The sequence below is a fragment of the Aedoeadaptatus urinae genome (genome assembly GCF_900155585.1).
In the GTDB taxonomy this organism is placed as follows: domain Bacteria; phylum Bacillota; class Clostridia; order Tissierellales; family Peptoniphilaceae; genus Aedoeadaptatus; species Aedoeadaptatus urinae.
Genome location: NZ_LT707415.1, coordinates 168,764 through 187,335 on the forward strand (window position 1 = coordinate 168,764; position 18,572 = coordinate 187,335).

The 18,572-nt window shown below is 52.6% G+C and carries 17 protein-coding genes, 12 tRNA genes and 1 pseudogene; 6 read left to right on the forward strand and 24 right to left on the reverse strand.

Going from position 1 to position 18,572, the window contains the following annotated elements:
• Positions 1-15: 15 nt before the first annotated feature.
• From mprF to BQ7397_RS00865, 8 genes are all read right to left on the reverse strand, one after another.
• Positions 16-2,532: a bifunctional lysylphosphatidylglycerol flippase/synthetase MprF gene (gene mprF / locus BQ7397_RS00830; protein ID WP_077074304.1), complete on the reverse strand. Its 2,517-nt coding sequence runs from the start codon at positions 2,530-2,532 to the stop codon at positions 16-18.
• The gene (locus BQ7397_RS00835) at positions 2,529-3,248 is read right to left on the reverse strand and encodes an alpha/beta fold hydrolase (RefSeq protein ID WP_077074305.1); all 720 of its coding nucleotides are present in this window, start codon (positions 3,246-3,248) and stop codon (positions 2,529-2,531) included. Before BQ7397_RS00835 ends, mprF begins: the two co-directional genes overlap by 4 nt.
• Positions 3,249-3,398: 150 nt before the next feature.
• Entirely contained in the window at positions 3,399-4,910 is a 1,512-nt protein-coding gene (locus BQ7397_RS00840) for a 4Fe-4S dicluster domain-containing protein (RefSeq protein ID WP_077074306.1), read from the reverse strand.
• 11 nt (positions 4,911-4,921) lie between these two features.
• On the reverse strand, positions 4,922-5,242 hold the full coding sequence (locus BQ7397_RS00845; protein WP_268801885.1) for a (2Fe-2S) ferredoxin domain-containing protein: 321 nt from the start codon (positions 5,240-5,242) through the stop codon (positions 4,922-4,924).
• Positions 5,202-5,699, reverse strand: a complete 498-nt coding sequence (locus BQ7397_RS00850; RefSeq protein ID WP_077074308.1) for a QueT transporter family protein — start codon at positions 5,697-5,699, stop codon at positions 5,202-5,204. The genes BQ7397_RS00845 and BQ7397_RS00850 overlap by 41 nt, the downstream gene beginning before the upstream one ends.
• Positions 5,689-6,204 (reverse strand): phosphatidylglycerophosphatase A family protein, encoded by a 516-nt coding sequence (locus tag BQ7397_RS00855; RefSeq protein ID WP_077074309.1) that lies wholly within the window; start codon positions 6,202-6,204, stop codon positions 5,689-5,691. The genes BQ7397_RS00850 and BQ7397_RS00855 overlap by 11 nt, the downstream gene beginning before the upstream one ends.
• 20 nt (positions 6,205-6,224) lie before the next feature.
• Entirely contained in the window at positions 6,225-6,716 is a 492-nt protein-coding gene (locus BQ7397_RS00860) for a hypothetical protein (protein ID WP_077074310.1), read from the reverse strand.
• Positions 6,706-7,881, reverse strand: coding sequence for an FAD:protein FMN transferase (locus BQ7397_RS00865; protein ID WP_077074311.1), 1,176 nt, complete (start codon positions 7,879-7,881; stop codon positions 6,706-6,708). Before BQ7397_RS00865 ends, BQ7397_RS00860 begins: the two co-directional genes overlap by 11 nt.
• A 289-nt stretch (positions 7,882-8,170) precedes the next feature.
• On the opposite strand from BQ7397_RS00865, the gene BQ7397_RS00870 reads away from it, so the two are divergent.
• The 5 genes and pseudogenes from BQ7397_RS00870 (at position 8,171) to BQ7397_RS00890 (ending at position 12,564) form a co-directional block, all read left to right on the forward strand.
• Complete coding sequence (locus BQ7397_RS00870) at positions 8,171-8,854, forward strand: Crp/Fnr family transcriptional regulator (RefSeq protein ID WP_077074312.1); 684 nt, start codon at positions 8,171-8,173, stop codon at positions 8,852-8,854.
• A 123-nt stretch (positions 8,855-8,977) separates the two neighbouring features.
• A complete protein-coding gene (asrA, locus tag BQ7397_RS00875) occupies positions 8,978-10,003 on the forward strand; it encodes an anaerobic sulfite reductase subunit AsrA (RefSeq protein ID WP_077074313.1) in 1,026 nt (341 codons plus the stop codon).
• Complete coding sequence (asrB, locus tag BQ7397_RS00880) at positions 9,996-10,796, forward strand: anaerobic sulfite reductase subunit AsrB (RefSeq protein ID WP_144019944.1); 801 nt, start codon at positions 9,996-9,998, stop codon at positions 10,794-10,796. The genes asrA and asrB overlap by 8 nt, the downstream gene beginning before the upstream one ends.
• Before the next feature lie 10 nt (positions 10,797-10,806).
• Positions 10,807-11,799, forward strand: a complete 993-nt coding sequence (asrC, locus tag BQ7397_RS00885; RefSeq protein WP_077074315.1) for a sulfite reductase subunit C — start codon at positions 10,807-10,809, stop codon at positions 11,797-11,799.
• 9 nt (positions 11,800-11,808) lie between these two features.
• Positions 11,809-12,564: pseudogene (locus BQ7397_RS00890) on the forward strand (formate/nitrite transporter family protein).
• 103 nt (positions 12,565-12,667) lie between these two features.
• Here BQ7397_RS00890 and BQ7397_RS09225 read toward each other — a convergent pair.
• The 4 genes from BQ7397_RS09225 to BQ7397_RS00910 are packed head-to-tail and all read right to left on the reverse strand — an operon-like array spanning position 12,668 to position 16,324.
• Complete coding sequence (locus BQ7397_RS09225) at positions 12,668-13,456, reverse strand: TPM domain-containing protein (protein ID WP_077074316.1); 789 nt, start codon at positions 13,454-13,456, stop codon at positions 12,668-12,670.
• A 9-nt stretch (positions 13,457-13,465) separates the two neighbouring features.
• On the reverse strand, positions 13,466-14,017 hold the full coding sequence (locus BQ7397_RS00900; RefSeq protein WP_077074317.1) for a LemA family protein: 552 nt from the start codon (positions 14,015-14,017) through the stop codon (positions 13,466-13,468).
• A complete protein-coding gene (gene thiI / locus BQ7397_RS00905) occupies positions 14,014-15,201 on the reverse strand; it encodes a tRNA uracil 4-sulfurtransferase ThiI (protein WP_077074318.1) in 1,188 nt (395 codons plus the stop codon). Before thiI ends, BQ7397_RS00900 begins: the two co-directional genes overlap by 4 nt.
• Before the next feature lies 1 nt (position 15,202).
• Complete coding sequence (locus BQ7397_RS00910) at positions 15,203-16,324, reverse strand: cysteine desulfurase family protein (protein ID WP_077074319.1); 1,122 nt, start codon at positions 16,322-16,324, stop codon at positions 15,203-15,205.
• A 44-nt stretch (positions 16,325-16,368) separates the two neighbouring features.
• Between BQ7397_RS00910 and BQ7397_RS00915 the strand changes: the two genes are divergently transcribed.
• Positions 16,369-17,181, forward strand: a complete 813-nt coding sequence (locus BQ7397_RS00915; RefSeq protein WP_077074320.1) for a hypothetical protein — start codon at positions 16,369-16,371, stop codon at positions 17,179-17,181.
• 68 nt (positions 17,182-17,249) lie between these two features.
• Here the strand turns inward: BQ7397_RS00915 and BQ7397_RS00920 are convergent.
• The 12 genes from BQ7397_RS00920 to BQ7397_RS00975 form a co-directional block, all read right to left on the reverse strand.
• Positions 17,250-17,324 (reverse strand) — tRNA-Trp (locus tag BQ7397_RS00920).
• 125 nt (positions 17,325-17,449) lie between these two features.
• A tRNA-Phe gene (locus tag BQ7397_RS00925) sits at positions 17,450-17,525 on the reverse strand.
• Between the two features lie 4 nt (positions 17,526-17,529).
• A tRNA-Ile gene (locus tag BQ7397_RS00930) sits at positions 17,530-17,606 on the reverse strand.
• 8 nt (positions 17,607-17,614) lie between these two features.
• Positions 17,615-17,705: transfer RNA gene (locus tag BQ7397_RS00935), tRNA-Ser, on the reverse strand.
• Between the two features lie 4 nt (positions 17,706-17,709).
• Positions 17,710-17,798: transfer RNA gene (locus BQ7397_RS00940), tRNA-Ser, on the reverse strand.
• A 7-nt stretch (positions 17,799-17,805) separates the two neighbouring features.
• Positions 17,806-17,881 (reverse strand) — tRNA-Lys (locus BQ7397_RS00945).
• A gap of 4 nt (positions 17,882-17,885) precedes the next feature.
• A tRNA-Gln gene (locus BQ7397_RS00950) sits at positions 17,886-17,962 on the reverse strand.
• 10 nt (positions 17,963-17,972) lie between these two features.
• A tRNA-Arg gene (locus BQ7397_RS00955) sits at positions 17,973-18,049 on the reverse strand.
• 3 nt (positions 18,050-18,052) lie between these two features.
• A tRNA-Gly gene (locus BQ7397_RS00960) sits at positions 18,053-18,126 on the reverse strand.
• 83 nt (positions 18,127-18,209) lie between these two features.
• Positions 18,210-18,295 (reverse strand) — tRNA-Tyr (locus tag BQ7397_RS00965).
• Between the two features lie 17 nt (positions 18,296-18,312).
• A tRNA-Thr gene (locus BQ7397_RS00970) sits at positions 18,313-18,388 on the reverse strand.
• A gap of 59 nt (positions 18,389-18,447) precedes the next feature.
• Positions 18,448-18,524 (reverse strand) — tRNA-Asp (locus BQ7397_RS00975).
• Between the last annotated feature and the right edge of the window lie 48 nt (positions 18,525-18,572).

Consider the following 18,572-nt stretch of genomic DNA (forward strand, 5'->3'; position numbering starts at 1 on the left):
ACTTAACTAAGCTTCTTACTTCGATGCCTTCCAATCGATTCTTACCAAACTCAGTACCGTAAAGAGCAGACTGCTTCGGTGGCTGTAGCCGGTGTATTTCGGCTCCCAGTCCTCGGTGAATTTGCTCTTGTAGCTGCGCAGGCCTTCGAAGGAATAGACAGAGCTTCCGAATTTAAAGACGAAGTAGGCGAGCTTTTCCTGCAAAAAGCTGTGCTCGTTAATGCCCACATTGGCCAGGGGCGCCATGCCCAGGTCGAAGGCTTTCTTGCCTTCTTCCTTAAAGTGCATAAACAGATTCAAAAACATAAAGTCCATGGTGCCGGCCGGAGCATCCTCCGGATCGTAGCGCATGAGATCGATGGTGGCCCAGCCTTTTTTGTACACGGGCATGAGATTGGCGAAGGCAAGAATTTCGCCGTCTTCGTCCTTCACCACGGCTATGGGCGCGCGGTTTAAATAGTCTTCGTCGAAAAAGCCCAGGGAAAAGCCTCGCTCGCCACGGCCTTCCATCCATCTGTCGGATATGGTTTTTAATGTGACCATGGTCTTCTCATCGAAGGGAGGGTGCAGGATGTCGAAGGCCATGTTTTCTTTTTCGAATTTGTTCAGCACATTGCGAAAGGCCTTTTTACTCTTGCCCTCCAAGGTAAAGTCTTCCAGGTCCACCACGGCTGTTTCGCCGAACTTCATAAAGTGGAAGCCGTAGTCGTGGAGCTTCATGATGAGCTCCCTCGACACCTCGTAAAAGACCACGTCGTAGCCCAGCTCGTCGGCTTCCCGTAAAAAGGCGCTGACGCAGTCGTCCATGTACTCAGCATTGCCCATGGGTCCGCCCATGACGATGACCTTGTCCCCGGCGGTCCTCAGCTGAAGGGCACACATGTCCTCTCCCTCCACCTGATACCAATACAGGTCCTTGTCCCTTAGGAACACGAGCCCGGCGTCCATATCGCCGCCGTAGGCCTTCAGAAGGGCTTCCACGCGGTCCGTGTCCGCCTCTTCTCCCACCGTCTCGCCTTCGCCGCGGACGTAATTGAAGATGGCGTAGAGGACGCCGCCCATAATGAGAAGCACGATGCTGATGCGCAGCCAGTTTTCCTCAAAGGGCAGGACGAAAAATTCCCGCGCCTTTAACAACAGCCGCATGCCCTTGGCTTTGTTGGCGATGGAAAGCAGATACATGGTAATAAAGACCAGGGCGATGCCCAAGTCGATGAGCAGGCTTTCTCGCCGATAGATAAATTGTTTTCGGTAAAGGTCGCGGCGCGATGCGATACTCAACACCGTGAGCAGAATTAAATAGGCATAAGTAATGAAGCCGAAGCCCGTCATAATTGCATAGACGAAGGTGAGGGCCAAAAAGAGCAGGGTGGGCCCCATGGCTTTTTTCTGCCGCTCCACGTGAATCCGCCCGAGGAAGATAAATACCAGCCCCAAAAGGATGCTCGGCGATTGGTACAAAATATTGGCGCGGATGGGATTGAGCTTCGCCAAAAGCTTAATGTTATTGACCTTGTCGGGAATCGTCGCCGATAAAATCATAAAGATGCCGAAGATGTACATCATAAAGGAACAGAGGTCGTGGCCGATGGATTTTGCAAATTCCGCCGGCAAGCCGTCGTTTTCCGCATTAAAGCTGCGGCCGAAGTGCTTGATAAAAAAGTACAGGCCGATAAAAAAGGGCACCACATAGTAAAAGAGGCGGTACAGCAAGAGCCAGGCCAGGACATTTTCGTAGCCGATGCCTAAATTCCCCAGACCCACGAGAGTCATCAGGTCGAAGGAACCCAGACCACCAGGCATAAGAGAGACCATGCCGATGAGATTGGTGGCGACGACGACGGTGAACACCTCCGCCGGGTGAAAGGTCTGTCCCATGCAGCGACCGATGATTAAAAAGGTGCCGATAGCTCCCACCCATTCGAAAAGAGAGGTCAACAGCAGCTGCCACTGTGCCCAATGGGGCACTCTTTTTTTATCCTCTTTTTTTCGATTGGAAAACAAAATCACTGCCGGGGAATAGATCACGCCGCCGACGAGCCAGGGCATGTAAACCATGGCCGTGGAATCCCGATGAAAATACAGATACACCAGGCCCAGCAGGCTAAGCACGGAAATGCCGATGAGGTAATAGAAATAGGTTTCAAGAATCACCTTCACCATTTCGACCTTGTCTTTTTTTCTGCCGTAAAAGTAATTTCTCAGCCCCATATTGATCAAGCCGCCGAAGCCGATGAGATTGTTCATGGTGTTGACGGTGTAGCTGGTTTCGTAAATGGTGCGCTTCTTTTCCTTGTTGTCGATGAGGCGGTTAAAGATCACGTCGTAATTGACCATGGGTACCACGGCGAGAATCCCCACCACCAGCATGAGCGCGACATTGAGAAGGGGAACGCCGCTCAAGGTGGAGACCACCTTGTCGTAGGAAATTTCCTTGGACAGGCTTTTAAATTCCACGACGACGAGAATAAACACGCTTAGTATAAACAGGGGCTCCAGGTATTTTTTTAAATTGTCGAAAAGTTTTTTCATGACGCTCCTTTTAAAAAGCTGATGACGATGTCGTTAAAGGACTCGGCATCGGTTCTCACCAGATTATGGCCCTGATCCGCCACTTCCACGTAGCGACAGCCGGGAATCAGAGAGGCGATGTGTTTTGAATGCGACGTTTCCACCACGTCCTTGGCGCCGACGATGACCATGGCCGGGCAGTGTAATTGCCTCAGGCCGTCTACGGGCAGGTCCACGTCCTTCACCAAAAGCTTCGCCCTCAGCTTCACATCTTTAAATTTTTCGGACAGTTTATTTAAGGCCACCCCAGCCCCGTATTGCACATAGGATAGGATTCGACTAAAAAGCTTCGTGCCCCGAAACAAGAGATTGCCCGAGTTTAAAACCAGCTTGCTTACATAGCTCGGGTAAAGGGCAGCGAAGGTCATGGCCAAATTGGCGCCGTCGGAAAAGCCGACGATGGAGGTTTTTTCCACGCCCAAGGCGTCCAAGGCCTGTTTCGTGTCCCGGGCCATGAGTCTGAAGCTTAATTGCTCGCCTCGATTGTTACTCCTGCCGTGAGCGCGACTGTCGAGAAAGATCAGTTGAAAATAATGCTTAAAGGGCGCCACCTGATAGCGAAAGAAGCGACTGTTGCCGCCGTTTCCGTGCAAAAATAAAACCGGCTTGCCCTCGCCGATGACGGTATAGAAAATATCCGTCCCATCGGCCATTGTAAGATATCCGCTCGTCTTCATACTGCGCCTCGATTGCTTATTTTATTAAATGAAAAAGACTTTCGTCTCGATTTCTATTATAGTCTTTGCGCAAAAAAAGAAAAGGCATCTTTCCATAGAAGAAAATTACCTTTTCTTTGATTTCTCTATTGCTTTGTTCTCGCTAAGGGATCAGCTGAAGTCCTTTAGGGAATCGTCCACCAAGACATTTTCCAAGGGGGTCTTGTATTCGGAATCGCTCATGTACTTGCCCAGGGCTTTTCGCACCCGTGTGGTGGAGGCGATGGTGCCCATGCCGGCGATGCAGCCGCCTTCGCAGGCCATGCCTTCCAACAGGTATCCGTCTTTTTTGCCGGCCTTGGCCATTTGCAGCATGCGAATGCATTCCTTCAGGGAGTTGGCTCCTTCGATTTTAATATTGCGCTCGGGATCGATGCGCTCGGCCACTTCCTTTACTGCTGCGGCGACGCCGCCTGCCATGGCATAGCCACGGGCCGAGGAGGAGGATTCTTCCTCTTCTTTTACCTCTTCGATTTCGGAGGGCTCGATGTCTTTGGCGACAAACATGCCCATGAGCTCTTCAAAGGTAATGACGAAGTCTACGTACTCCTTGACTTCACTTGAAATGGCTTCCACCTTTTTCGACGTACAGGGGCCGACGAAGCACACCAGGGCGTCGGGATCCTTGCGCTTAATGTGCTCTGCCGTATAGCGCATGGGGCTGCCCGAGTCGGAGACGTAGTCCTTCAGCTCGGGGAACCGATATTGAATCAGGAGGGTCCAGGAGTGGCAGCAGCTGGTACCCATAAAGGGGATTTTTTCCGGCACGCGCTCCAAATATTCCTTGGCCTCGTGGAGGGTGGTATAGTCGGCACCGAGTCCCACTTCCACCATGTCTTCAAAGCCCAATTGTTTTACGGCGGCGCGGATTTGCTCCGGCGTGGTGCTCGCGCCGAATTGGCCGATGTAGCTGGGCGCGGGGATGGCGTAAATGCGCTTGTTCTTTTCCTTCAGGGCCTTGACCAGCTGATAGATCATGGTCTTGTCCCCGATGGCACCCCATGGGCATTGCACGACGCAGCGGCCGCAGCCGACGCACTTGTCGTGATCGATAATGGCACGGTCTCTTTCGTCACTGCCGATGGCATCGACGCCGCAGACCGAGGCGCAGGGGCGGTCGTATTCCACAATGGCGTGGTAGGGGCAGGTCCGTTTGCAGCGGCCGCACTTCACACACTTGTCCTGATCAATGACGGCGCCGTTTTTGCCGATGGACACGGCGTTGACGGGACAGACGTTGGTGCAGGGATGGGCCATGCACTTGCGACAGTTATCCGTCACGAAAAGCGCGCGGGTGGGGCAGGATTCGCAGGCGAACTTAATGACGTCCACCAGGGGCGTCTCAAAAATGCTGGTGGCCACGTCTACATCGTCGAAGCCCTCGGTCACCTGTATGTACTCGTCGTAATCACGCAAGTTCATACCCATGGCCAGGCGAATCATTTCCTCGACGATGGCGCGCTTTCTAAATAAATCCTCACGATCCTCCGGGGACGTGCCGGGATACAGGCGGTAGCCCACGGTTTCCAATTCATGCAGCGGTGTATCCGCATAAGCCATCTTCGCCACTTCGGCAAACACCCGACGGCGAAGACTCATTATACTGGCGTAACTCTCTTTCACGTTTCCTCCTATTATTCTGATAATTTGCCGGCGCGGGACAAAATCATTTCCGAAATAACTTGGGGCTTTGCGGATGTGATCAATTCGCCGTCGATTTCAACGACGGGAACGTGATCTAAGCCCTTTTCCTTGCAGACGTTTAAACAATTCAGGTGAACAATCTCCAAGCCGCCATCGCGAAAATAGCGCTTTTGAAGATTTTCCAAGGCGTCAAGCATGGCGCTCGAGCCCATCATCGTACAGCGGGAACCGACACAGACTTTGACTATCATAGACTCTCCTTCTGTTTTCCTACTGAGGGCTCTTGTTGACGATGGAGCGAAAGGCCGTATTTCTGTCCAAGGCTTCGTAGACGGGCAAGCTGATCAAGGTGCAGATGATCACTTCGCTGGCCGCTACGGAAAGGCTCATGGTCAAAAATCCGACGAAACCGCCGCCGAAAGCGAGAACTAACTCAAAACCGATAATCCACGAGAATAGGGCGGGCATAAGACTTGCCACCCACTTCTTCTGGAGCTTACACATAAAATACAAGCTGATCGCCGTGTGGAAGGTGCCGAAAAACAAATCGTACAGACCCAGGGGCGAGCTTATATTCGAAAGGAAGACGCCGAGGACGATGCCCGGCGCGAAGGCGGGATTGTAAAAGGCCAGGAGGTTCATAATTTCCGACACGCGGAATTGAACGGGGCCGTAGGAAATAGGTGCGAAGACCACGGTGAGGGCGTAGTAAACCGCCGCCAATACCGCCGTCGTCGCGATCCAATGGGTGCTGATTTTATTCTTCATAGTTTTTTCCTTCTTCTACTACTCGATTGCTGTGGGCCAAGCGGGACGCCGCCGCGGCGGCGATGGCAGCGACCATGTCGTCGCTGAAGGTGGTGACCTCTTTGCCCTTCATCTTGTCTAATTTATCGATAATGCCGATTTTCTTTTTGTCCAAAAAGCCGAAATTCGTGAGGCCGATGGAGCCGTAAATATTGACGATGGAAAGGCTCATCACCTCGTCGATGCCGTAAAGGCCTTCGTCGTTTGCAATAATGGTTTGAATGGGCTCGTCGAAAAGCCCCTGATCCACGGCCTTGTCGATGGCGAGCGCCGTCAAGACGGCGTGAATGGTTTCTCTCTTTCTGAGCACCGCCAGCACGTTTTCTTCGCACATCTCCATGGTAATGGGGGCGTACTCGCTCTGCAGCCGGTAGACGATTTCGGCAATATCGGAAATCTCTACGCCTTTTTTCTTCAGCGCCTCAATGGTAATTTCATAAAGGCGCTGCATGTCGTAGTTATACATGGTTACCTCTTTCTGTTATTTTATTTTCGCCTGTTGTCTCGCCGGCGGCGATACTTCGCCGGGCCCAGGGCCGCCGTCAGGGTCGCCAGTACCTGAGGCAAGAGGGCGCAGACGGCATAGACCGCCGGGGTCTGCTCCAGACGCAACAGACTCACTGCCGCCATTTGGGGCAGCATGGTGACATCGGCGGGAAAGCGCCACAGGGAGCGAAAGGCGCCCCGCATAAAAGCTTCGTTGCCGCCGCCGTAATAGGCGATGGCGAGGAAAAGCCCCCAAATCAAGGCGGGCAAGAGCAATATCAACAGGCCGTCGGTAAGTCCCTTTACATTCATAAATTTCCCCACGAAGAGATAGGCCGCAATCGTAAAGATGACGGGAATCAGCCTGAGGGCAAAGTAATCGTACACCACGCCTTCCAATGCAGAAGACAGGTGCAGATAAATGAGAAGGACGGAAAAGATCAGGATGAGTAAAAACTGACCCAGGGCGAAAATGAGCAAATTATTGCGCATTGGTGGCCCCCTGACTGTCCAATATGCCTTTTAAGCCGTCGGTAAAGGCGGTGGTGCCGTCGGCAAAAATCCAATAGGCCTCTACGCCGTCCAGACTGTCCACCAGAGCGCGCCCCTTTTCGTAGGGCATGCAGAAGACCGTGGTGGAAAGAAAATCCGCATAGCCGCTGTCTTTGGTGACGATGGTCACGGAGCGGGCATGATCCGCCGGCATGAGTGTGTCGGGATCGATGAGGTGGTGATAGTGCTTGCCGTCGACGATGTAATAGCGTTGATAGTCGCCGCTGGTCACCACGGACATGTCGTTAATGTAGAGAATGTCTTTCATGTTGTCGTCCGCCGTGCCGTCGCCGGTAATGGCTTCGGGATCCTGCAGACCGATGCCGAAGGCGTCCCGGTCCGCCTCCGGTGCGGAGCCGATAATTTTTACATTGCCGCCGGCGCTGATGAGGGCAGTCTTTACGCCGGATTCTCGAAGTTCTTCGCCGATGAGCTCCGTGGCATAGCCCTTGGCCACGGCGCCCACGTCGATCTTCAGCTTGGGATCTTTGATTTCCACGGAATGATCCTCATCGTTCAGGACGATGTCGTCGATATTCGTGTGCTTGCTCGCTTCCTTGAGCTCTTCCATGGGAGGAAGCTTCGCATCGGGCAGGCCTTCCTTCAAGACCTCGTCGTCGGGGCTCCGGTCCACCTCCGGCACCACCTCATAGGCGTCCCGATAATCTTGCCAAATAGAGGTGACGGCGCCGAAGGCGATATTCGTTTCTCCGTACTTTTTATATTCCTCCTTGGAAAAGCGCAGCAGGTCGTACAATTCTTCGTCTACCACGACCTTGCCCTTGCCGGCCTGATCGTTGACGGCCTTCACATTGACCAGGCCGTCGTAATTTTTAAAGCCGCTGTAGAGACGGTCCAATTCCTGATAACGCTTATGGATTTGTTCAAAGGTTTTATTGGCGCTCTCTTCATCGGGGGCGTAGACAATGGCGCTGACCACCGTATCAAAGGTATCGTAAAAGGTGGTTTGAAAGCGGGAGGTTTCGGCCGCTTCGCCGGCCTGCGCCTCTGTGTTATTGCTCGGTTTATTTTCTGCCTTATTCTTTTGCCCGCAGCCCGATAAAAGGACCAGGGCCGCCATCCATAGGGCCAGTAATTTTTTCATATATCCTTCTCCCTCGCCGCTTAAAAATCCGACGAAACATAGAAAAAGAACGGGGAATCCGTCCTTTAAATTCGAAATAAACGATTCAAAACCCTAGCCACTCGAATCATCCGGTCGAATGGAATGGGTGCTCTCTTCTTATTTTATAAAATTGCACCTTTTTTGACAAGCCCCTCCCCTAAATACATTGCAAAGCCACCTCACTTTTTTATTTATCTTTTTACTGTTTTCAACCGACGAGACGATCCCCGTGATATAATTTTTTTAACAAAACACAAGGCGGTTTGCTATGAATTTCTTATCTGAACGGCTGAATATTTTTAAGGATGTAGACCGAGAAATCATCGAAGATCTCTCTGATCAAATGGTAAAAATAAATACCGAAACAAATTCCCTGCTCTTTCAAGAGGGCGATGTTTTGGATTCCGTTTACATGATACAAGGCGGCCAATACGCACTGTTTAAGCTGAACGGATCCGGCGATCAACGGGTCATCTTTACACTGGGTCCCGGCGAAATTTTAAACTACCCCGAGCCCCGGCCCCGGCCGATTTCCATCGGATGCCGCGTTATCTGCGGAGGCATCATTTATAAATTGGAACAAAAGGCATTGTCTCGGGCCATGAAAAAAGATCCCGTCCTCGCATTAAATACCATCGATATTTATAATCTGCGCATGCGCCGGTTGTATCGCCAACTTAAAAACTCATCGGGCTTCGTGCGACTGGATAAGCGCATCGCCGCCAAATTGTGGAAGCTTTCGAAAGATTACCCCGCCCCTCATCCCGAAGGTGTCGCCATCGACTTAAAGATCACCATGACCCTTCTCGCCGAATTAATCGGCGCAAGCCGCGAAAGCGTCTCGCGGAGCATCAAACCTTTACTGGATCAGCGACTTGTTATCCAGGAAAAAGGATACTTTATCGTGCCCGACCGCCGACGCTTGGAGGAATATTTTAAAAGTAACGATTAATTTTTCACTTTGTGACTTTTCTCACGGAATAAAAACTGACATCCCTCTACTATAGAAGTGGAAGGATGTTTTTTTGTGTCGTTTTGATTGTTTATTCACGAACCGACATAGGAAGGAGTCATTATGGGATATAAATTCAGTCTGCCTTCTTTAAACGCACTGCTAAAGGAGCTGTCAAAAGACTATTTGATCTTTGCCCCGAAGCGTTTTGAAGGCCAAGCCCCCTATTCGGATCTCGACAGTATCCGTTACGGAGAAATCGAGGGCATCGAAGAGGCGGAGCTCGAGAAAAAAAGTCACTACTCGATGAAAGAAGTCTTCTACCCCATCAGCGAGACGCTGTTCTATTTTACGGAAAACACCGTCACGGAGTCGGAACCGCAATTCGACAAAGAGGCTCTGGTGTTTTTACGTTCATGCGACTTACATAGCGTCAAGCGCTTGGACGCCATTTATCTCGAAAACAAATTCGCCGATCCTTATTACAAGCGGCTCCGGGAAAAGATGAAATTTGTCTTAATCGGTTGCCCCACAGCCTACGACAATTGTTTCTGCGTGGATATGGAAACCAACAAAAGCGATAATTACGCCGCCTCCATCGATCGCGACGGCGATTTCTTTTACATGGACGTTCAGGACTCGGCCCTCGACGAGATTTTTGAGCGCCACAGCGAAGAAAATCTCCTCGTGGAGCCCCTCTACGTCACTGAAACGCCGACTCGCGTCGAATTAAGCGATGCCATTGATCCGCACAAGGTGATGACGAGCAAATTTTGGGATCAGTACGACAAGCGGTGCATCGCCTGCGGCCGCTGCAATTTCGTCTGTCCCACCTGCACCTGCTTTACCATGCAAGATCTGTTCTATCAAGACAACGGACGTGCCGGCGAAAGGCGCCGCGTCCACGCATCCTGTATGGTGGACGGCTTTACCGATGTGGCAGGCGGAGGCAAATACCGCGACAAGCACGGTCAACGCATGCGTTTCAAAACATTGCATAAGGTCTACGATTTCAAAAAACGGTTCGGCTATCACATGTGCACCGGCTGCGGCCGCTGCGACGATGTCTGTCCGGAGTACATTTCCTTTTCCACCATGGTGACGGAGGTTGCCTCCATGACAAAAGACAAGGAGGATGAAAATGCGTAACGAATACCTCCCCTTCCCCTCAAAAATTGTAGATATTATCGAGCACACGGCCGTGGAGCACACCTTCCGCGTCGAATACACCGGCGACGTGCGCCCGGGTCAATTTTTCGAAGTGTCCATTCCCCGCGTCGGCGAAGCGCCGATTTCCGTTTCGGGCATCGGCGAAGATACCATCGACCTCACGATTCGCAAAGTGGGCAAGGTAACCGATGAAATCTTCGATCTCCTTCACAGCGATCGATTGTTTTTGCGCGGCCCCTACGGCAACGGCTTCGATGTGGATCTTTACAAGGGCAAGGAGCTTCTCGTCGTCGCCGGCGGTACCGGGCTCAGTCCCGTGCGCGGCGTCGTGGATTATTTTGCCAATCATCCGGATGAATGTCAGCACATCTCCCTCGTCGCCGGGTTTAAGTCCCCTGCCGATGTGTTGTTTTTGGCGGATCAAATCCGCTGGCGCGAAACCGTCAATCTTATTCTCACCGTCGATGCCTTGGACTGCGACCCCGGCGACATGACCTGCGAAATCGGTCTGGTAACCGAGCACTTGCCCAGCTTGAAAATCGACAATTACGAGGAGGCCGCGGCCATCGTCGTCGGCCCGCCGATGATGATGCACTTTACCTGCCTGCAGCTGCTGGAGCTGGGATTTAAGGAAGAAAACATCTGGATCAGCCAAGAAAGAAAAATGTGTTGCGGGATCGGTAAATGCGGTCACTGCAAAATAAATGAAAGCTACGTCTGCACCGATGGCCCCGTCTATAATTACACCGCGGGCCGCCATATGTTCGATTAAGGGGGCTATGATGAGTCACGATTACAACGCTCTAAAAATGCGTAAAAATGCCTTCCGCGTTACGAAACGGCGCGGAATTACCGCCATCCGAATTCGCGTACCCGGCGGCCACATTACGGGCGAGCTGCTGGGCCAAGTTCAATACATCGCCGATACCTTCGGCAACGGCGAAGTCCACATCACCTCTCGGCAAGGTTTTGAGATTTTAGGGATTCCCTTTGAAAAAATGGATGAAGTCAACAAGGCCGTGCAACCCTTAATCGACAAGCTGGACATCAATCAGGATGTTCGGGACGAGGGCTACACCTCCTCGGGCACGCGAAACATCTCCGCCTGTATCGGCAACCGCGTCTGCCCCTATGCCTGCTACGAAACCACCGGTTTTGCCACGCGCATTGAAAAAGCCATTTTCCCACACGATCTTCACTTTAAGATCGCCCTTACCGGCTGCCCCAACGACTGTGCCAAGGTTCGTATGCACGACTTCGGCATTATGGGCATGACGGAGCCTCAGCTCGATAAGGATCGCTGCGTCGGCTGCGGCGCCTGCGAAAAGTATTGCCGCAGCAAGAGCGTTCAGGCCATTAAAATGGTAAACGGCAAACCGGAGCGCGATCCCGACAAGTGCATCGGCTGCGGCGTCTGCGTCGTTTACTGCCCCATGCGCGCCTGGACCCGCTCGAAGGAAAAGTATTATAAGCTCACCCTTCTCGGCCGCACGGGCAAGCGCAACCCGCGCCTCGGCGAGGATTTCATTAAATGGGCCGACGAGGACTCCATCATTAAAATCATTAAAAACACCTACAGCTATGTAGAAAAATACATCGATCCCAACGCGCCGGCACGAAAGGAACACATCGGCTACATCGTGGACCGCACCGGCTTTAATGTCTTTAGAGATTGGGTCATGGAAGGCGTCAATCTTCCCGATAAGGCCATCGTCTATACGCCTATGTATTGGAGCGGCGTTCACTACGACAAAACCCACACCGGCCGTATTTAAGGAGGATCTATGTTTCAAGAAGATATTAAAAAATGGGCGGAGGCCTCCAAAGGCAAAGTAAATTTATTGAAATCCAATCCGGCGGGGTATTTCATCGCCTCCATGCTCGCCGGTTTTTACGTCGGCTTCGCCATTTGCCTCGTCTTTACCATCCAAACCCTTATTCCCGGCGCACCTACCAAGGTGATCATGGGCTTTTGCTTTTCCATCGCCCTGACTCTCGTCGTCATCGCCGGCGCCGAGCTTTTCACGGGAAATAATATGGTGATGACAATCGGGCTGACGCAAAAAGCCATTCCCCTTTCCGCTGCTTTAAAGCTTTGGGCTGTCTGCTGGATCGGAAATCTGGCAGGCTCCATCCTATGCGGTGCGCTCTTTGTGGGAGGCGGCTTTACTGCAGGGGATGCGGCGGAGGTCTTTACAAAGGCGGCCCTCGCAAAAGCCGAGCTCGCATTTCTTCCCCTGGTCTTGCGTGGCATATTATGTAATATTCTCGTATGCCTCGCCGTATGAGGCTCCGGACGCATGGCCGACGGCGGCGGGAAAATCTTCTATATTACCCTCTGTCTCGCCACCTTTATTATTATCGGCTTCGAGCACAGCATTGCCAATATGACGCTCTTCTCTATCGGTCTATTGGCGAAATCCGCCGTTCCCCTCACCCTTGCCGGCGTCGTTCATAATCTCGTCGCCGTGACCTTGGGCAATATGATCGGCGGCATCTGCTTTGTCGGTCTGCCCTACGCCCTCATTGCAAGAAAATAAAGCAAAGAACCTCCGAAGGACTCGGAGGTTTTTTCATGCAAAAAAAGCCGAGGAAGCAAAAGCCTCCTCGGTTTTATGATTTTTCGACGCGATGTTTTGGCGTTTACCAACCGCCGCTGGCGCCTCCGCCGCCGGAGGATCCGCCGCCGCCGAAGCTACCTCCGCCGCCAAAGCCGCCGCCTCCGCCGAAGCCGCCGCCTCCGCCGAAACCGCCGCCGAAGGGGATGAAGATCGGGCCGCGATAGCCGCCTCTTCCTCCGCCGCCTCGGCGATTGTTGCGCCGGCCGAAGATCAGCACGATGAGAATGATGATAATCGCCAGGCGAATCACATCCGCCAGCTCGGCTGCCTCGCTTTCAGAGGCTACGCCTTCGGTGACGGCATCTTTGCCGTCGACGGTAACTTGGTATTCTTCTTCCACTTTCGAAAGAATTTCGCCGAAGGCCACGCGGATGCCCACTTCGTAATCGCCGTCTTTAAAATAGGGCACCATGTCGTTTAAAATGTCCTTGGCCACCATGTCGGGAATGGCGCCTTCCAAACCGTAGCCCACTTCGATTTTAAACTTCTTATCTTCCATGGCGATCAGGAGCAGGACGCCATTGTCCTTTCCCTTCGTACCGATGTCCCATTTGTCGAAAATATCCACCGCCGTCTCTTCGATGGTTTCATCCTCGGGCAAGTGATCCAAGACGCAGACCACCACCTGGGCTCCCGTTTGCTCGAAGAGGGACTCGTTAGTCCTGATGATGTCTCTTTTCGCCTCATAGCTCAACACCCCGGCCTCGTCGTAGACGTAAAAATCCCTCGTGGCATCGGGGACCTTGGATGCAAAGACGGGCAGAGACAAAAAGCACAGGGCCAGAGCCAATAGAAACAGGCGCTTTTTCATGGCTCCGACCTAAAATTTAACCTCGGGGGCTTTTTCGGCACCGGCTGCCGCTTGGAAGTACTCTCTTTGACTAAAGCCCAGGAGCTTTGCCACCATATTGGTGGGGAAGCGCTTCACCGATTTGTTGAAATCGGCCACGGCTTCGTTGTAGCGCTTGCGCTCTACGGCGATGCGATTTTCCGTGCCGGCCAGCTCCGCTTGCAAATTGGCGAAGTTGCTGTCGGCTTTCAGTTCGGGATAAGCTTCGGCGACTACATTGATGTTTTTCACCGCTTGATCCATTTGCTCGTTGGCCGCAGCGTATTCCTTCGGCGTGGAAGCGGCCTTGACGGCACTCCGCGCTTCGGTGACCTTCGTAAACACATCTTCTTCGTGTTTCGCGTAGCCCTTCACCGTTTCAACTAAATTAGGAATGAGATCCGCCCGGCGCTGCATGGTGTTTTCCACTTGGGCCCAGGCTTGGTTCACGTCTTCATCTTTTACTTGCAGCTTGTTGTACGTGGATCCGAAAATGCCGGCAATAATCAGCACGATCGCCAGTACGGGAATTAATTTTTTCATCGGTTCTCCTTTGCTCGTATGGTTGTAATCTTCAACGTTTCCATGGACGCATCCACCAAGGCCTCGATGTCTAAATTGGCCTCCGAGGCTACCATATCCTCTACCGTAGGACGAAGGCTCGGGTGCTTCGGCAAAAAGACGGTGCAACAATCTTCATAGGGCTGAATGGATGTTTCGTAGGTCTCGATGCGCTCGGCCCAGCGAATAATATCCACCTTGTCCATGCCGATGAGGGGGCGGAAGACGATGCGCTCCGCCACGTCGTTCATGACCGTAAGCCCGTCGATGGTTTGGCTCGCCACCTGACCCAGGTTTTCTCCGGTGATGACGCTCTTGTAGCCGTGCTCATCCGCCAGGCGATTGGCGATGCGCATCATAAAGCGGCGGGAAAGCACGGTCATCTCCTCCGGCGGACAGTACTTGTTCAGCTCCTTTTGAATGGGTAAGAGATTCACGCTGTATACATTCACCTTAATTAAGTAGCGAGCAAGAATTCTCGCCAAATTCATGACCTTTTCCTCGGCCTGAGGCGAGGTAAATGGATAGGAGTGGAAATGCAGCGCGTCCACCTGCACGCCCCGCTTCGCCATTAAAAATCCCGCCACCGGCGAATCGATGCCGCCGCTTAAGAGGAGCAGGCCCTTGCCGTTGGTCCCCAGGGGCAGACCGCCGTAAGTGGGAATCTTTTTGTGATACAGATACATTTCGTTTTTAACATCCACATAGAGATAAAAATCCGGCTCGTGGACGTCCACCGCCAGGCGATCTGCGAAGTGATCCAGGATGACGCCGCCAAGATCCATATTGATCTCTTGGGAGTTTTTGAAAAAGGCCTTGTCGCTTCTTTTTGCCACGACCTTAAAGGTCTTATACTCCGGCTGCTCCTTCAGAAGCCGGTCGATATAGTTCACCGTCTCTTCCTTCAGTCGGTCCCAGTCCTTTTCAAAGGCCCAGCTCGGGGAAATATACACGATGCCGAAGACGAAGCGCAGACGGTTAATGGCCGTCTCTTCCACTGCCGGATCGATTTCCACCTGGATTTTCCCCATTTCCGACTCAATGGCTATATACCCGACATCGGATAAGCTACTCTCGATGTTTTGGATGATTCTGCGAATAAAGTAACGGCGATTGGCGCCCTTCAGCACCACCTCGCCCAGACTTAAGCTTAATATACGCTTCATTCTACCTCCTTATAATGGAACGCACGGTGTCCACCGCGTCCTTCAGCTCGCGAATAAAAATATCGATCTCTTCCGTCGTGGTCTCGCGGCTGAGACAAATGCGTATGGTCCCCTCGGCGAAATTATCCGACAGACCCAGAGCCGTTAGGATGGGATTTTTTCCCGTGCGATGGCTGGAGCAGGCGCTGGATGTGGAAATGTAGATTTCCTTTTCCTCCAGCATGTGCAGAAGCACCTCGCCCCTTGTGTCGGCAATACTGACATTTAAAATATAAGGGCTCGCCGGGGCGTGGCTGTTGATGGAAATGGCGTCTATGCTCTCGATACCCGCCCTTAAATGAGCCATGCGGGCCTCGGCAGCGTCGAGGGCGATGCCCTCTTCCTTCAGCGCGTCGAAGGCGGCGCCCAAACCGTAGATCCCCGGAATGTTTTCCGTGCCGCTACGCATGCCCATTTCCTGTCCGCCGCCGTAAATAAAGGGCTTCACGGATTTTTTCACCAGCAGCCCGCCGATGCCCTTGGGCCCGTGAAACTTGTGACCGCTGAAGGAATAAGTGTCGCAGCCCATGGCGTCGAAGTCTACCGGGAGCTTGCCCACGGCCTGCACCCCGTCCACGTGGACCTTCACCGTCGGGTAGGCCGCCTTAATCTTCGGAATCCATTCTTCCACGGGATTGATACTCCCGAGCTCGTTGTTCACGTGAAAGAGGCTCACCAGCACCGTGTCCTCGTCCACGGCATCCATGAGTGCGTCAAAGGGAATGTGGCCCGTTTCGTCGATGGCCACCTGGCGCAGCTCCATCTCCGACGCCTTTAAGACATTTAAAATGGATGGGTGCTCGATATTGGTGGTCACCACATTCTTGCCGCTTTTATTTTGGATGGCGGAGCGCAAAGCCGTGTTGTTGGACTCCGTGCCGCCGGATGTAAAGTACAGCTCGCCGCTTCGGCAGCTAAAATAATCCTTAATGCCCTCGCGAATGGCTTCTTTTTTCTTGCTCACGTCGTAGCCGAATCGATGCAGGCTGGACGGATTGGAAAAATCTTCCCTTAACGACACGGTCATGGCGTCGATCACCGATTGCCTCGGCCGCGTCGTGGCGCAGTTATCTAAGTAAATCATTTGAACCTCCTCGTCCTGTGGTATACTTGCCCCAGGAGGAAATCATGGCTTATTTCTTACAAATTTATTGTTCACATTACGGTCCCAAGGCGCGGCCCGTGGCCTACGGGCTTTTGGGAGAGGATATCTTCATCGGCACGGAATCGGCCGATCCCCTCGTCGATTGGTTCCTTCCCTTAAACCGCGCCTTAGAGTCTTTACCTATACAGAATACCCTATATCTCTTTCACGGGCAATTTGAAACGCGGATCCTTTGGCCTTTTTTAACAAAAAAAGCCCGGGAGCGACTGGAGGTGGCGGTGGATCTTTACGACGAAATCAAAAAGCGAACCGCCCTCGCCCCCCTTTCGTCCTATAAAATGGCTTCTATCGCCAAAGGCGCGGGCTACCTGAAGGACGTCATCGTCGGCGACGGCTTTTCGGAATTTTTCAAGGGTGCTACCCCTGATGAGGTCGCCCCGCAAATCGAAGACAATCTCCGCGCCATGGCCGCCGTTCATAGGTGTTACGAGGGCCTGAGGCGGCGCTTGCGCCGAGGGGAGCTTGAGATCCAAGGCTTTACCCTCCGCCCCTTTCAAATCGTGGGAAAAAGCGAAGGAACCATTGATCGCTACGTCCAATACGACGATCTCCTCTACACGGAGGAGGGTGGCCGCTTCACCCTGGATGCTCCGGCGACCCTTCTCCCCTACGACGAAAACCGCAAAGCCCTGGTCCTCGAAACCGATGCGCCCGTCGTGCAAAGCGTCGAGGTGCCGGAAGGCTATTTAATCTTTGCCTTAGAGGCTACCGTCTACTACGACACCATCCTTTCCCTCATTGAATGGCTCAGAGACAAGGGTCTGTCATCCATTTAATAGGGTGCCCGCGCGACGGGCATTTTTTATTTTCGGCACAAAAAAAGCCGAGCAAAACTCGGCTGATTTGGCAGGAGTAGTAGGATTTGAACCCACGACATTTGGTTTTGGAGACCAACGTTCTACCACTGAACTATACTCCTATAAGTGACGTTACTATAGTAACAGATATGACGGGCCTTTTCAATCCTCCTCTGCGGCGGATGAAAGGTGTCATGGTATAAAAAAACTGTAGCCGGCAGCTACAGCCCTCGAGTCTTTACTCAACTGGTGCCCAGAGCCGGAATCGAACCAGCGACACGCAGATTTTCAGTCTGCTGCTCTACCGACTGAGCTATCTGGGCTTATTGGTGGGCCCTCAGGGACTCGAACCCTGGACCTACCGGTTATGAGCCGGGAGCTCTAACCAACTGAGCTAAAGGCCCTCACAATTTGGCGGAGAAGGAGGGATTTGAACCCTCGCGCCCCGTGAAGGACCTACTCCCTTAGCAGGGGAGCCTCTTCAGCCACTTGAGTACTTCTCCTTATTGGCGGAGAGGGTGGGATTCGAACCCACGTGGGCGTGAACCCTAACGGTTTTCAAGACCGCCTCGTTATGACCGCTTCGATACCTCTCCTATTTTATGGTGATCCATCCGCGACTCGAACGCGGGACACCCTGATTAAAAGTCAGGTGCTCTGCCAACTGAGCTAATGGATCATAATGGCTGGGGCGACAGGACTCGAACCTGTGGAATGCCAGAGTCAAAGTCTGGTGCCTTACCGACTTGGCTACGCCCCAACAAAATTAATGGCGCACCTAGGAGGATTCGAACCCCCGACACACGGATTAGAAGTCCGTTGCTCTATCCTACTGAGCTATAGGTGCTCGTGGAGCGGGTGAAGGGAATCGAACCCTCGCAACCAGCTTGGAAGGCTGGGGCTCTACCACTGAGCTACACCCGCAGGTGAATATCGAAAAAACTCCCGGTACAAGAAATGGCCGAAACGGAGAACCACCTACCGCCTCTATCATTGAAAAAATTAAATGGTGGAGGAGAGTGGATTCGAACCACTGAAAGCTGAGCTAACGGATTTACAGTCCGTCCCCTTTGGCCAACTCGGGAACTCCTCCGAAACGTGCTTTCGCACTGGAGCTGATGGGAGGACTTGAACCCCTAACCTACTGATTACAAATCAGTTGCTCTACCAATTGAGCTACACCAGCACAGATTGACAAAATTAAGAGCTCGCTTTCAAAAAACACATAAGCGGTAACTTATGTAATGGCGACCTGGATCGGACTCGAACCGACGACCTCCAGCGTGACAGGCTGGCATTCTAACCAACTGAACTACCAGGCCAGGTTGGTGGGCGCAATAGGGCTCGAACCTATGACCCCCTGCTTGTAA